A 14191-nucleotide genomic window follows, 5' to 3' on the forward strand; every position below is an offset into this window, starting at 1 on the left:
AAGCGGGCGTTGTATTCAAACGTTTAGTAAGAGTTAGAGCTCTTCGACCAATTCCTGGGCTTCGCTCTTCGGTTTGTCCACCTGACCAAACCCGCGCAATCCAACCACATGAACATGCTCATGGTCTTTAAAGACTTTACGCACCAGTTTATAGGTGGTGCCTTTTTCCGGGCTGATGTTTTCTGGGGCCGCGATCAGCAGCTGCATATCCAGACGATCACACAGTTCAAACAGCGTTGAGATCGATTTGGCATCCAAACGCGCCGCCTCATCCAGGAAGAGCAATCGACACGGCATGATGTCTTTGCTTCGCAGACGGCGAGACTCCTCTTCCCAACTTTGGACCACCATCAGCAGGATTGACTGACCCGTACCAATCGCTTCACCGGTCGACAATGCGCCCGACTCCGCCTGCAACCAACCATCCGAACCCCGGTTTACTTCGACGCTCAGTTCAAGGTAGTTCCGGTAATCCAGCAGCTCTTCACCCAATACTTGTGGCGAACGTTGCCCCATATCGATATGCGGGTTCACTCGCTGGAAAAGCTTCGCCATCGCTTCAGAGAACGTAAAGCGGGTGCTTTCAAACAGATCTTTGTGCTGCTCCTGTTGAGCCGCCAGACTTTCCAGCAGCACTTCGTGGCTCTCACGGATTTTCACGTTGAGACGCACCCCTTTTACCTGACCAAAGGCAATGTTCGACAAGCCTTGGTTGAGCATACGGATACGGTTCTGCTCACGCTGAATCGTCTTCTTGATGATACTTGCGACCGACTCAGAGCTGATCGCAAGACGATTCTCACGCTGTGTCAGTTCTTCTGTCAGGCGCGCCAGTTCCACTTCCATCTCTTCAATCGCTTCCACAGGATCATCAGTACGAATGATATCCTGACGGATTCGCTCGCGCAGATGTTGGTAAACAGCGATGTAGAACAACACTTTACGCTCTGGACGTGCATTGTCCTCAGACAGGCGCAACGCATCGCGCAAGTCCTCATTATCTGCAACCGCAAGACGCAGCGCACCCAGCGATTTGTCCGACATCGAACGCAGTTCATCGGCACTCATGTACGCCAGTTCACGCTTGTGCAGACGACGTTCAACATCGTTTTCACGCGCCAGGCGCAGCACCGAGCACCAGCCGGCTTTGGCTGCAACGACAAAGGTGCGCAGCTCAACATAATCTTTCTGGACTTTTTTCAGACGTTTGGCCAACGTCTTCATTTCCAGTTCCGTTGAGGTAATCGTCCGTTCGTATTCACTCTTGCGACCACGCGAAGCATGCAAACGCTCGTGCAACTCGTCACGGCGGCGCAGTGCTCGCTCTTCCGCGCCTTCATCGGCATTCACGCCGTACTCTTGCAGTTCCTGTTTGAACTCCTGCACGGTTTCCAACTTGGCTTGATGCGAGCTTTTCAGAGACGCCAATACCTGATTGTACTGGTTCATTTGACCCTGAGCTTGCTTGAGCTCTTCACGGGATCGAGTTCGGGCACGTTCTGCTTCCACCAGTTTGGCTTTCAGCTGTTCACTGAGTTCACTGCTCTGGTTAAGCAGGTCAACGGAATCTGAGTAAGCAAAGTAGTGGCGACGCTCGACCAGATCAGACAATGCGAAAATCTGCTTCTTCAGCGACTGCAGTGCTTCATCGGCGCGCTGGTACTCAGCTTCGAGAGCATCAAATTGCTCGGGGTCTGCGTCCAGCGCCGTCACCACGGTTTCCAGCTCCGCAATGGCTTTACCATGCTGATTGATGAACACTTTCGCGTCACTTAACTGAGCAATCTTTGCTTCGATTTCTTCATAGCGGGCTTGCAGTGTGTCGTCTTCGATCAACACCATATTCGGCGCAATCTTGTCCAGCGCAGCCAGCGCCTGTTTGCTGCTCGTCAGCTGACTGCGCAACTGTTGTTCTTTGGTATCCAGATCCGCCAACTGACGCGCAGCCTGATTGCGCTTATCACGCAAAGCTTGTAGCGCCTGTTCCGGATCCGCTTCAAAGGCAACCTGCAGGTGCTTTGCCACAAAGCTGTTGAATGCCTGATACAGACGTTGCAGTTTCTGGGAATCGAACGCCGCTTTAGCGTGTTGTTCAACCACCTCTTCGCGCTCATTACGCAACAGCTCAAGACGCTGTTCACGCGCCGCCCGACCAAACAATGGAATTTCAGGCAAACGGGAATAACGTAACTGACGCGCGTTCATGCGCACGCACACCGCACCTTCGAGTTCTTCCGCATCAAACGAGCTGTCATCGAACGCATCCACATCACCTTCAATGATGTAAAGATCGTCCGGACAGTCGTCCAGCTCGACCAGTTTTTCTTCAATGTCACTGAGATCCGATACCACAATCGCATGACGGGCAGGACCATACATGGCACTAAAGTACGGTGCATCGTCAATCGTGATGTCGTCGTAGATTTCAGACAGCAGCACGCCGCCCAAGGTATCAGCTAACCCTTTCAGACGTGGATCGTTTGAGCCACCCGGTGACGCTAAACGCTCGATTTCGTTTTCCAGCGTCGCACGACGATCCGCCAGCTTGTCTTTCGCAATGGATTGCTGCTTTTCCTGCTCCAGTGCCTGTTGCATCTGCGTCATGACAGCCTGGCTGTCATACAATTCAGCGCCACTTTGCTCCTGCAACGTTTGCAGTGCATCGTTCGCACTGATCCAAGCCGGTGCGATGGATTCAAGACGCTTAATTTCAGCCGAATGATCCTGCTCTTTCCGACGCAGTTCGCTGCGCTGCTCACGCACTTCTTCTTGAGCCAGATCCAGTGACTCCAACTGCAATGCGTGGCGTTCGCGCTCTTGCTCCAGCGTCAGTTCGTCGTCCAGCGAGACATGAAACTGCTTCTGATATTCGCTTGTCAGTTCGCGGACTTGACGCTGTTGATTGATGCTGCGCTCTAAATCACGATGCTGCGCGCGCCACTGCTGCTCATTCTGGATCGTTTGTTCAGCGTCTCGGGCTTTGCGAATCACTTCCCGGGCTTTATCAGCTGCATCACTGCGTTCGATCTGGCCGACTATTCCGGTAATCAGCTTCAATGCAGTATCAAACTGTTGAGCGGCGGCTGACGACATATCCAGCTTGTGCTTAACCGACAACAAGGTATTGGTGTTCGCGCTTTCCTGAGCCTTCAACTGTGCCACTAACGCTTGTGCACCTTCTGCCGTCAAAGTGTTATCACCCAGCAATTGACGGGCTTTATCCAGTGCCTGAATCGCTTGTTGATATTGCAGGGCACGGGTTTGCTGAACATCGAGCGCTTGCTGGTAATCGGCCAGTTGCGTCTTGAGGCTGTCGACCTCTTCTTCTGTAACGGTAGCCTGCTCTTCGGCCATCATCACACGCTCTTGCGCTTCCTCAACCACCATCATTTGCTCTTCCAGACGCTCATTGAGCTCTTCCAGATCTTCCTGATAGCGTTCGATCTTTTCCTGCTGGCGCAATGCATTCTGCACCAGTTGGAGGTGATCTGAAGCGGCGCGGTAATCCATTTCCAGTGCCGACTCCTGCTCAACCAACATCTCCAGCTCTTCCTGAACACGGTTAAGCAGTTCGTTTTGTTGTACCAAGGTTTCACGCGAGCCGAACAGTTCACTGCGCAGCGACAGCGTTTGTTCCAGCTTATTACGGCGATCGTTGGCATGGCGCATGTAATCTGCGGCCACATAGTTGGTCGATTCCGTGATCAAATGCTTAAACAGATCACGATCCGCCTGAGTGGTTTTGATCGCTTCCAGTGTCATGCGGTTTTCACGCAGCGCCGATTCCATGTCCTGGAACGCTTTCTTCACCCCGCCATTTTGAGGCAGTAAGTAGTCACGCAATGAGCGGGTAATCGCACTTGAGATACCACCATACAGAGATGCTTCAATCAGACGATAAAACTTAGAGCGGTCGCTGGAGTTGCGCAGCTTCTTAGGTATTACCCCAAACTCAAACATCTGAGCATGGTAATCGACGATGGACGCAAAGGTTTTAAACTGAACGCCTTCGTATTCACCCAGCGCGTCTTTGACTTCATTAATCTGGCGCACACGCGCATGGCTGCTAGAGACCGTTTCCACCAGCACATCAGTCGGTTTGAGATGGCTCGGTAAGCCTTGAATAACAAACGGCTTGATATCGACTTTCTTGTCACGGCCGGCGACCTGCTGCAGCTTAACAACAAACGTCAAGCGCTGATGACGAGAGTTCAGAACATCCAGTGCGGCGTAACATGCACCGGGTTTGAGCTTACCGTACAAACCTTTGTCACGAGACGACTGATTGCTACCCGCCTCCGTGGTGTTACGAAAATGCAGCAGCGTTTGATCCGGAATCAATGCCGTAATGAAGGCGGCCATGGTGGTTGATTTACCCGCACCGTTACCACCGGACAAAGTGGTTACCAAACCATCGATATCAAATGTACGAGCAAAAAAGCCGTTCCAGTTGACCATGGTCAGCGATTGATATTTACCTCGTTCAATCATGCTTCACCTTCTAACTCTTGCTCGTTGTTGTCTTCTTCATTGTCGTCGTCATTTAGCAGGCTGCCCTGACTTGGCTCCTGTGTATGCACCACCGCCTCACCATCACGAATGAGTCGCAGCTGTGCTTCGCGCATATCGTCGCCAACACGCACATCAGCGCCAAAGCGGAACACCGACTCACTGATACTGAATTTACCGGTTTCACCGATGTTAATGATCATGCCCAGACGGCGCAGACGGCGCAGCGACGTACGCACTTTTTCAAACAGCTTCTCTTTATCCAGATCAGAGCCAGTCGCCCGATTGGTGACCAGCTTCATCAGTTTCTTCTCATCCGCCAGGGCCAGTAGCTCTTCGTACAGCTCTTGATTGGTGAAAATCCCTTCGTGGGCCAGACGCTCCGGGCTAAGGTAGAGGAAACACAGTACCTTACCCACCAGCATATCCAGCTCCGAAAGCACACTACGGCCAATCAATGAGGTCGAACGTGGACGTAGATAGAAAAAGCCTTCAGGTGCTTTTATCAGCTCAGTGTTGTAACGCTGGTAGAACGACGCCAGCTCAACTTCGAAATCACACAGCAACGCGTGGTTATCCAGATCTTCGCTGGAAATATGGCGCCCGGCGCGCAGCATACTATCCAATTGAGGAAACAACGGGTTGGAAATCGCTTTTACCAGATTGTCTGGCATGTATTCATTAGTATCGGTCGATGACATTTGCTTGTACCTTTGCACCGTAATCGTTGATCGCTTGCCAGTCAGGCTGAACAGCCTGATAGTCGGACTCTGAATAACCGAGTCTCACGGCCTGGTCGACAACAATACGGGCTAAATCAAAATGATGAGTGTGTGGGTGTGCTGACAGGTAGTCGCGCAGAACACTGCCGAGATCAATCGGCGAACCGCTGTCTTTGTGTACCTGTAACATGGCGCCGATGCGCTCAGATAACTCATCATTGACTTGCTGAAACTCTTCAAACTCCATATCGAGAGGAACCTGGCCGGTTACCTCATCATCACGAAGCACCAAAGCTTCATCACGTAAATCAGTAAGACGCTCGGCATCTGCATAAGTGAGATACCAAGGCATGTCGAAATAGTCTTTGACCGACTGGCGCAAACGGGTACTGAACGCCCGGTTTTTGTCCATGTCGATCGCAGTACGGATAAACTTATGCACGTGGCGGTCATAGCCAATCCACAGATCAATCGCCTGCTGACCCCAACTGGTGATTCGATCCAGTTTCATTTGCAGGCCAAACAGCGTTTCCTCGACAAACTCCAGCTCTGGGTCACCGTACACCTTTTCCTGAATATCGAGGATCTGAGTCTGGAGCTCGTCTCCGGCGGCTTGCAGGGTATCCTGAAGCTCTTTCAACGTCGAAGAGGTTTCAGACAGCAGCGCTTCACAGTTGTTAATAGCATCGCGCCAGTCTTTGTTCAGCAGCTCTGCAATTTGTTCTTTGACTGAGCGCTGCTGTTCATCCATAACGCGTTGGTTGAGGTCAATTTGATCAAAAATCTCACCAACGGAGTAGCGCAATACGCCGTAGACATTTTTCTTCCAATGACCTGGGGTTCCGCCTTTCAGCGCCGCCTCTTTGGCTTTCGCCATTTCATCCGCCACCATCGACAGTTGAATCGACAGCTTGAGCTTAGAAAACTCGCGGTGACGCACGTAATAATCGGTGATACCAATCGCCAGCGGCGACAGGCGGTAAATACTTGCGCCATCATTGACTTCACTGGTGAACCGACTCAGCAAGCGCTGGTTCACCATTTCATTGATCGCGTTGTTGGCGCGGAATGCGGATGCTTCCCCCGTCTCCGCAAACATGCGGGTGACGATGGTAAACGCATCATGCAGTTCTCCTTCACCTAGCTCTTCATCAAACCTTTCGTTGCTTAATACAGCGACAGCAATCAAAAACGCCAGTCGCTCTGTTGTCAGGTTCAATGAGAAATCTTGCTGCTTTACCCAGCCGACCAATTCATCAATTGGTTGCTCCGCAGCATCGAGAGTCATCTCACTCATTGTTGTTCCTGTTCTTGTTTCTTTTTGGCCCATACGTGAATGTATCGACCTAATGAGAGGTACGGCTCTTGTCTACATAGTTGTTTTTCCAGAGCCAGTACATCGTCAAATTCGTAGTCGCCCATATTCTTCATGTTGCCAATGTAATCACTGAAGGAGCGAATTCCGGATTTACCGCAAATGTCAAATCCAGCGTCTTCCATCCACTGGTAGACCTCTTCCGGTTTGAGCCCTTGCTGCGGCTGTAACTTAAATCGTTTGCGATGTGGCATGCCTTTCAGCACATGGGGAATATTGCCACAAATTGCATTCTTAAATACCAGACCGTGATGGTTATAGAACATCACCGATGCCATTCCTCCCGGCCTGACCTGCGCCAGCACTTTATCCAACGCACTTTTCGGATCGGCCAGCCACTCCATGACCGCATGGAACATCACCACGTCCACAGGTTCATCCAGATGTTCGTCAATCGACTGGACCGGAGAATGAATCAGGCGATACTGCTCAAGCAGCCCGTTATTTGCAATATCCTGCTCAGCTAGCTGTAGCATTTCGCAAGATAGATCACACAACGTAATCCTGTGGCCTAATTTAGCCAGCTTCTGTGACATTTGAGCCAGCCCGCCCCCGGCATCAAGAACGTGAAGTGAGGGCTGAGAAAATTGCGACAACAGGTTAAGAAGATCTTCCCAAACAATAATTTGGCGAATCTCTCCCTTATCGGAGCCGTAAATATTTTTTGCAAATTTGTGGGCAATATCGTCGAAATTACGGTCTTGAGTCACTGCGGTTAGGTTATGATAACGAATCGTGCTGCTATTCTGTCATAGGAATGGCAGGATTAAAGAGGCTTTATGCCCTTTTTTCAATCAAGTGATGTTTTTTCGGACTATTTAAGTATGTTTGAGCTGAAAAAAGTTGTCGCATCTCTTCTGATGCCGCTTCCAGCGATGTTAATCATCGGCTTTATCGGTCTGATGCTGATAATGTTTACCACCAAAAGAAAGTCTGGCTGCTTTGTGGTGCTTTTCTCCTTAATGGGCATTTTTCTGATCGCCTTCCAGCCAGTATCCACTCGTCTGTTGATGCCTTTGGAGCGTCAGTATTCTGCTTTTCTGCCTGTGGATGAATCCATTGACTACGTGATGGTTCTGGGCAACTCACATGTGGTGGATGACCGTATTCCGCCCACCTCAGAACTGAGCCGTGCCAGTCTGATGCGCCTTACCGAAGGCATTCGGATTGTGCGTATGTATCCGGGCGCAAAGTTGATTCTGTCCGGTTATGCGGGTGGCTCGGAGATGAGCAATGCGCGCATGATGGCGAAAGTCGCGTTGGCGCTTGGAGTATCTAAATCAGATATTATTCTGCTTGAAACCGCCAAAGACACCTGGGAAGAAGCGCGTCAGGCGGCGGCGTTTGTACAACAACGTAAATTAGTGTTGGTGACTTCCGCCAGCCATATGCAACGTGCAATGAATGAGTTTAACTCCGCGGGTCTGTCACCAATTGCTGCGCCGACCAATTATCTGGCGCAATCCAACATTGCTCAGGCTTGGGATAAGTACACCCCAAAAGCCGTGTATCTTGAACAAACTGAGCGCTACTGGCATGAAACGTTAGGCAGGATTTGGCAGTCTATGCGCAATTGGGTTTCGGATTACGAGCAGCAAGCGATCGAAGCCGAACAAAGCCAGTTGAGCAACAGTGAGGCGCAGTAGAGCAATTTCAGCGATAAAAAACCGAAGCCAACGCTTCGGTTTTTTTGTTTCCGTATACGATCAATCGCCGGCAAACATGTAGCCTTCGCCATGCACCGTTACGAAAATTTGCGGGTTCTTGGGATCGAATTCCATTTTCGCTCTCATCCGGCGGATCAACACGTCAATGGTGCGATCGTTCGGCGCATCAACCCGGTGGCTGATCATGTTCAGGATTCGTTCGCGACTCAGTACCTGATTCGGGTAGGAAGAAAGCGCCACCAATAATTCATATTCCGCCTTCGTCAGCTTCACCGGTTCACCGTTGCGACTTAAGGCGCGGCGCTGCACATCAAACGTCCAGTCGCTAAAACGAATCACGTTGCCATCCTGCTCCTCACAGATTTGTCCGCCACGACGGGCAAGTGAAATACGCCACAAGAGATTTTTGACCCGAACCAGCAGCTCGCGTAACTCAAACGGTTTGGTAACGTAGTCATCCGCGCCCATCTCCAGGCCGACGATTTTGTCGATGCTATCCGTGCGCCCTGTCACCAGGATAATTCCAATATCAGATTGACTGCGCAGTTCACGCGTTAACATCAGGCCATCGCCGCCAGGAAGGTTGATGTCCAGCATCACTAAATCGACCGCGTGAGCCTGAAGCATATCGCGCATCTGATCGCCATTCTCCGCTTCACTGACCTGGTAACCTTCACTCTGAAAATAGCCCGCCAGTTTACTGCGAGTCACCGCATCATCTTCTACTACTAATACGTGATAGCTCATTTACACCACTTTGAATCATTGGAATGGTTTACGATAATTATTCTATTCATAACTAGTCACAATTCTAGTCTCCGCGGCGCGAATTCGAAGAAAGCTGGCTTTTTATTGATTCAAGACAACCTTCATCACTCCATTCATATTTCGTCATAAGCCGCGATAATTTGTCATACATGGCGTTACCGCTATTCATCTTTATCCATTAAACTTAGAAGTATCAGAATTTCCGGAGCTTAATCCATGCAAGAAACCAAAGCGTTCAATGAAAAACGAGCTGAAATTTACTGGTGGTTATCCAGCTTGTTTGCCAAAGAGCTGACCGAGGCCGACATTGAGCAGTATCACTCCCCTCAGATCCGCGCTTTTCTGAGCGGGCTTGGCGAAAATAGTACGCTGAAACCGGCCTCTGACCAACTGGTGGATGCCTTAAATCGCCTGATGGACCGAACAGACGCGCCACTTGAACTGGCTGCGGATTTTTGCGATCTGTTCCTGAAATCAGACAAAGACGCCGCTTTACCTTACGCCTCCATTTATATCGGTAAATCGGGTCTGCTCAATGACGAGCCAGCCATTGAAATGGAAGCCGTGATGGCACATCACGGTGTGGCTGTCGACAAATCCCTCAACGAGCCAGCCGATCATCTGGCGATAGAACTCGATTTCCTTGGCAACATGATTATCCGCTCTAACGAACTGGAACAGGAAAAGCACCTCGATCAGGCGCTGCTGGATCAGGAAGTTTTTATCCGTCAACATCTGCTGTCCTGGGTTCCTCAGTTCAGTCAACGTTGTCAGCAGTATGATCAGTTTGGGTTTTATGCAGCGGTTGCTGCACTGTTGGAAGCATTTCTCGAGCTTGATTGCCAATATCTGGTTGGTGAATAAGCGCGAAGCCCCTCTCTGACAAGATTAACATTTTGTGACCATCGCCTTATCCAGGCGATGGTTTTTTAATTGCCACTTGCGGCAGAGCAGTCTAAAATCGTGATCGCAAACGATAAAAATATGATGATGAATGCAAACCGCTGTCTTTAAGCGGTTTTTGTGTTTCTGATACTTACTGCCTCAGGCCGGGGGAATCCGGTTGACCTGGCAGGTGACAACAGGACAGAACCTTATGGCTACCATTAAAGATGTCGCACGCTTAGCCGGCGTTTCAACGACGACTGTATCCCATGTGATTAACAAAACCCGCTTTGTTGCTGAAGCCACCCAAGAAAAAGTGATGGAAGCGGTGAAAGAGCTGAACTATGCCCCGAGTGCCGTTGCGCGTAGCCTGAAATGCAATACCACGCGCACCATCGGTATGCTGGTCACTCAATCAACCAACCTGTTTTTCTCGGAAGTGATCGATGGGGTAGAAAGCTACTGTTACCGTCAAGGCTATACGCTGATCCTGTGTAACACCGGCGGTATCTACGAAAAGCAACGGGACTACATCCGCATGCTGGCTGAGAAGCGCGTCGACGGTATCCTGGTAATGTGCTCTGATCTGACCGAAGAGCTGTCGGAAATGCTTGAGCGTCACGCAGACATTCCGAAAGTCATTATGGACTGGGGCCCGGCAAGCTCCCAGGCAGACAAGATCATCGATAACTCAGAAGAAGGCGGCTACCTGGCGACGAAATACCTGATCGATCACGGCCACACCAACATCGCCTGCCTGAGCGGCCACTTTGAAAAAGCAGCCTGTCAGGAACGAATTCTGGGTTTCCGCCGCGCCATGGGAGAAGCCAAGCTACCGGTAAATGAAGACTGGATCCTGGAAGGCAACTTCGAGTGCGACACCGCTGTATTAGCGGCAGACAAAATTGCCGCGATGGACAAACGCCCGACGGCGATTTTCTGCTTTAACGATACCATGGCCCTGGGTCTGATGAGTCGTCTGCAGCAAAAAGGCATCCGGGTTCCGGAAGATATGTCCGTCATTGGTTATGACAACATAGAGTTGGCAGAGTACTTCTCACCACCACTAACGACCGTTCACCAGCCGAAGCGCCGGGTCGGAAAGAACGCATTTGAGATCCTGCTGGAGCGTATAAAAGACAAAGAACACGAGAAACGTGTCTTCGAAATGCACCCTGAAATTGTCGAACGCTGTACAGTCAAAAAACTGAACTAACCTCTCACTTATTGATAAAAATGCGTTTAGTATTAGTGACTTACTATTTACTAAACGCATTTCACATCATCGATTTCCTGAAGCAAGATCACATTTATAACCACGCTTTGTGAAGCTCTGGGCAAAATTTATTTATGCTTAAATTGGTTACATTAGCCACGCACAGGGCAAACCATCTGAAAGGGTGGGACGCAAAGCCTCCGGCCTAAACCAGAACCTGGTAGGTAGCGGGGTTGCCGATGGCAAAAAATGCATTCAGCAAGTTTACTGCTATTTGACACACCGATTGCATGTTTTTGCTAACCTCTCGGACCTGATTTGGTGGCGTATTCACATACACCGAGAAATAAAAACATGGATAAACCAGTACTTAAAGATTCAATGCGACTTTTTGAGCAACTAGGACGCGTCAAATCTCGTTCAATGTTTGGTGGTTTTGGTATTTTTGTCGACGACACAATGTTTGCTTTGGTAGTAAACGAAAAGCTTCACATCCGCGCTAACGAGCAGACTACTGCAAAGTTTAAGCAACAAGGATATGAACCTTACGTTTATAAGAAGCGCGGCTTTCCCGTTGTGACAAAGTATTTTGCACTGCCAGATAGCTGGAACGACGATCATGAAGCAACCCTGAATGAAGCGAAATCTGCGCTAGAGTCAGCAAAAAAAGAAAAAGCCTCTCAGGCAACCGCGAAACCTAACCGGTTGAAAGATCTCCCCAACCTTCGACTTGCCACTGAGCGCATGCTGAAAAAGGCAGGTATCTCTTCTGTTGAAGATCTGGAGCGCCACGGCTCTGTGGCCGCCTATAAAGCGATTTGCGATACCCACTCCGCCGATGTCGGTCTGGAGCTACTGTGGGCACTGGAGGGCGCCATTAACGGCACTCACTGGTCGGTGATCCCTCAATCCAGGCGAGACGAACTGATCAATCGCCTAAGCTAACCCCGAAGCCAGCATTATGCTGGCTTTTTTCTTATTGGTACTGCTTACCAAAACGGGAGATGAAATTTTTTCTGTCGGTTGCCTGTCTTGCTATAGTAACCGGGCAACACCTAATCAGTGATTGGCCAATCGTTTTCAAAGAGGACTCACGATGAATAAGAAATTGCTGGTTGGCGTACTGCTGGTTGGACTGATCATTTTCCTTGGTATTAATTTCGGCCAGTATCTGACTCTGGACAATGCCAAGACCCAACAAGCCGCACTGGGAGAGTTCATCAGCGATCACTTCGCTGTGGCGGCGTTGAGTTATTTCGTCGCCTACGTGGCAATTGCCGCGTTTTCCATCCCAGGAGCGGCGGTCGTAACCTTGCTCGGAGCGGCTCTATTCGGCTTCTGGACCAGCTTGATTCTAGTGTCCTTCGCCAGCACTATCGGTGCTACCCTGGCGTTTCTCAGCTCTCGCTATCTTTTACGTGACTGGGTTCAGAGCAAATTCAGCGACAAAATGACCACCATCAATCAAGGGGTGGAACGCGACGGCGCGTTTTATCTGTTTTCGTTAAGACTGATTCCCGTCTTTCCGTTTTTTCTGATCAACTTACTGATGGGGCTGACCCCTATTTCTGTCCTGCGCTTCTATCTCGTGAGTCAGTTGGGAATGCTGCCCGGAACCGCGGTCTACCTTAACGCGGGAACGCAACTGGCGCAGATAGACAGCCTGTCTGGGATTGTGTCCTCGGCGGTCCTGGCTTCATTTGTGTTGCTAGGTCTGTTTCCTATCGTGGTGAAATGGATTATGGTGAAGCTTCGCCTCTCCCCTAACGTCAACGGAAATGCCGGATGAAAATTTTTGTCGCCAATAACCCAACAGAGGCGCATATCGTTTGCGAGTTGCTTAAAGCCGAGCGGATCCAGTGCGAGGTCCGCGGAGAAGGGTTATTTGGCCTCAAAGGCGAATTGCCATTTGGGGAGGACACCGATCCGTACATCTGGTTATTGAATCCAATGCAAAAGATGTTGGCGCAGAGCATCATCGATGCCTATCATCAACAATCGAATACGGAAGCCGGCACCTTATGGCGCTGCCAGCGATGCGGGGAAGAAAACGAGCCACAATTCGGCGCCTGCTGGCAGTGTGGTGCCTCTCACCCAACAGAGTAACCCTTAGTGGGTGTGGCGTTTAATGAATTCTATCGAATGTTGATTAAAGACATCCGGCTGTTCAACGTTGCACACATGGCCACAATCAGGAATTTCTCGCAGCTCACTGGTTCGGTGCACAGCAACCATTTCTTTCACCGGCTGGATAAACATATAGTCACGAGCGCCCATCAGGTAAAGCGTGGGGATTGGCAGGTCTTTTTCCTTGAAATAACGCATCAGCGGGTTGACTTCAGCCGCCAACACAAACCAGCGCTTGAACTCTTTCTGACAAAGGCGTTTGGCCTCACGGATGAACAGATGGCGTGATTCTTTCTGACTGCGCTGAGGCATCACAATGTAGGCAAACAAGCTGTAGAGCCACATATAGGGCAAAATATGCTTGCTCAGATTGCCCAGTTTAACCAGCAGTTGAGAACGCGTGTTCAACCGGGTAATTGCGCCGCCGAGCACCATCGTCCTGACCCGGTGGCCTGCCATCTCGGCCAGATTACGTACAATGATCGTGCCGAGCGACATCCCTACGAAGTGAGCTGACTGGATCTTAAGGTGGTCCAGTACCTTTAACACGTCCAAGGTCACTGACTTAAACGTATAATGATTGGCGATCAGCTCTTTGAGTAGCTGGTTGGACTTACCATGCCCGCGCAGATCCACCAGCAACAAGTTAAAATGCGCTTTATAGGCCTTGATCTGCTTGAACCAGATTGAGGAACTGCCGCCGGCGCCATGCACAAACACCACCCATTCCTTACTGGTCGGATGCGAATATGTTTTATGAAACAGTAAAGCGTCACTCATCAGGCAAAGCGTCTCAAACTGGGTTATTCGTCAACAGGAGTTGAAGCCTACCACAAATTTCACCGGTCACTACTGACCTCATGTCAAATTATCGGAGAACATGCCTTCATCTGACCATTATTTGGTCGAGTTTTTACTCGTA

The 14191-nt window shown here is 50.2% G+C and carries 12 protein-coding genes and 1 riboswitch; of the genes, 6 read left to right on the forward strand and 6 right to left on the reverse strand.

Annotated elements, in window-relative coordinates; translation table 11 throughout:
* Positions 1–33: 33 nt before the first annotated feature.
* From mukB to cmoM, 4 genes are read right to left on the reverse strand one after another with little or no spacing between them, the layout of a single operon-like run.
* Positions 34–4491, reverse strand: a complete 4458-nt coding sequence (gene mukB, locus CAG64_RS00110) for a chromosome partition protein MukB (RefSeq protein WP_161455130.1) — start codon at positions 4489–4491, stop codon at positions 34–36.
* The gene (gene mukE, locus CAG64_RS00115; RefSeq protein WP_161453282.1) at positions 4488–5210 is read right to left on the reverse strand and encodes a chromosome partition protein MukE; all 723 of its coding nucleotides are present in this window, start codon (positions 5208–5210) and stop codon (positions 4488–4490) included. Before mukE ends, mukB begins: the two co-directional genes overlap by 4 nt.
* Positions 5191–6528, reverse strand: coding sequence for a chromosome partition protein MukF (gene mukF / locus CAG64_RS00120; RefSeq protein ID WP_021704058.1), 1338 nt, complete (start codon positions 6526–6528; stop codon positions 5191–5193). The genes mukE and mukF overlap by 20 nt, the downstream gene beginning before the upstream one ends.
* A complete protein-coding gene (cmoM, locus tag CAG64_RS00125; RefSeq protein ID WP_161453284.1) occupies positions 6525–7316 on the reverse strand; it encodes a tRNA uridine 5-oxyacetic acid(34) methyltransferase CmoM in 792 nt (263 codons plus the stop codon). Before cmoM ends, mukF begins: the two co-directional genes overlap by 4 nt.
* A 114-nt stretch (positions 7317–7430) precedes the next feature.
* On the opposite strand from cmoM, the gene elyC reads away from it, so the two are divergent.
* The gene (gene elyC, locus CAG64_RS00130; protein ID WP_161453285.1) at positions 7431–8252 is read left to right on the forward strand and encodes an envelope biogenesis factor ElyC; all 822 of its coding nucleotides are present in this window, start codon (positions 7431–7433) and stop codon (positions 8250–8252) included.
* Positions 8253–8312: 60 nt separating this feature from the next.
* Here elyC and torR read toward each other — a convergent pair whose 3' ends face one another.
* Entirely contained in the window at positions 8313–9020 is a 708-nt protein-coding gene (gene torR / locus CAG64_RS00135) for a two-component system response regulator TorR (RefSeq protein ID WP_021704055.1), read from the reverse strand.
* A gap of 237 nt (positions 9021–9257) precedes the next feature.
* Between torR and torD the strand changes: the two genes are divergently transcribed.
* The 5 genes from torD to CAG64_RS00160 all read left to right on the forward strand — a co-directional run bounded on the left by torD (position 9258) and on the right by CAG64_RS00160 (position 13248).
* On the forward strand, positions 9258–9905 hold the full coding sequence (gene torD, locus CAG64_RS00140; protein ID WP_021704054.1) for a molecular chaperone TorD: 648 nt from the start codon (positions 9258–9260) through the stop codon (positions 9903–9905).
* A 232-nt stretch (positions 9906–10137) separates the two neighbouring features.
* Positions 10138–11142 (forward strand): HTH-type transcriptional repressor PurR, encoded by a 1005-nt coding sequence (gene purR, locus CAG64_RS00145; protein ID WP_161455131.1) that lies wholly within the window; start codon positions 10138–10140, stop codon positions 11140–11142.
* 156 nt (positions 11143–11298) lie between these two features.
* A riboswitch (cyclic di-GMP riboswitch) is annotated at positions 11299–11383 on the forward strand.
* Positions 11384–11496: 113 nt separating this feature from the next.
* Positions 11497–12087 carry a TfoX/Sxy family DNA transformation protein gene (locus CAG64_RS00150; RefSeq protein ID WP_021704052.1) on the forward strand — a complete coding sequence of 197 codons (591 nt, stop codon included), beginning with the start codon at positions 11497–11499 and terminating at the stop codon, positions 12085–12087.
* Between the two features lie 151 nt (positions 12088–12238).
* Positions 12239–12931 (forward strand): TVP38/TMEM64 family protein, encoded by a 693-nt coding sequence (locus CAG64_RS00155; RefSeq protein WP_161455132.1) that lies wholly within the window; start codon positions 12239–12241, stop codon positions 12929–12931.
* Positions 12928–13248 (forward strand): putative signal transducing protein, encoded by a 321-nt coding sequence (locus CAG64_RS00160; RefSeq protein ID WP_161455133.1) that lies wholly within the window; start codon positions 12928–12930, stop codon positions 13246–13248. The genes CAG64_RS00155 and CAG64_RS00160 overlap by 4 nt, the downstream gene beginning before the upstream one ends.
* A 3-nt stretch (positions 13249–13251) precedes the next feature.
* On the opposite strand, the gene CAG64_RS00165 is transcribed toward CAG64_RS00160, so the two are convergent.
* The gene (locus tag CAG64_RS00165; protein WP_161455134.1) at positions 13252–14049 is read right to left on the reverse strand and encodes an alpha/beta fold hydrolase; all 798 of its coding nucleotides are present in this window, start codon (positions 14047–14049) and stop codon (positions 13252–13254) included.
* Positions 14050–14191: the final 142 nt, after the last annotated feature.

The sequence above is a fragment of the Vibrio sp. V38_P2S17PM301 genome, assembly GCF_009904845.1.
Lineage (GTDB): Bacteria > Pseudomonadota > Gammaproteobacteria > Enterobacterales > Vibrionaceae > Vibrio > Vibrio proteolyticus.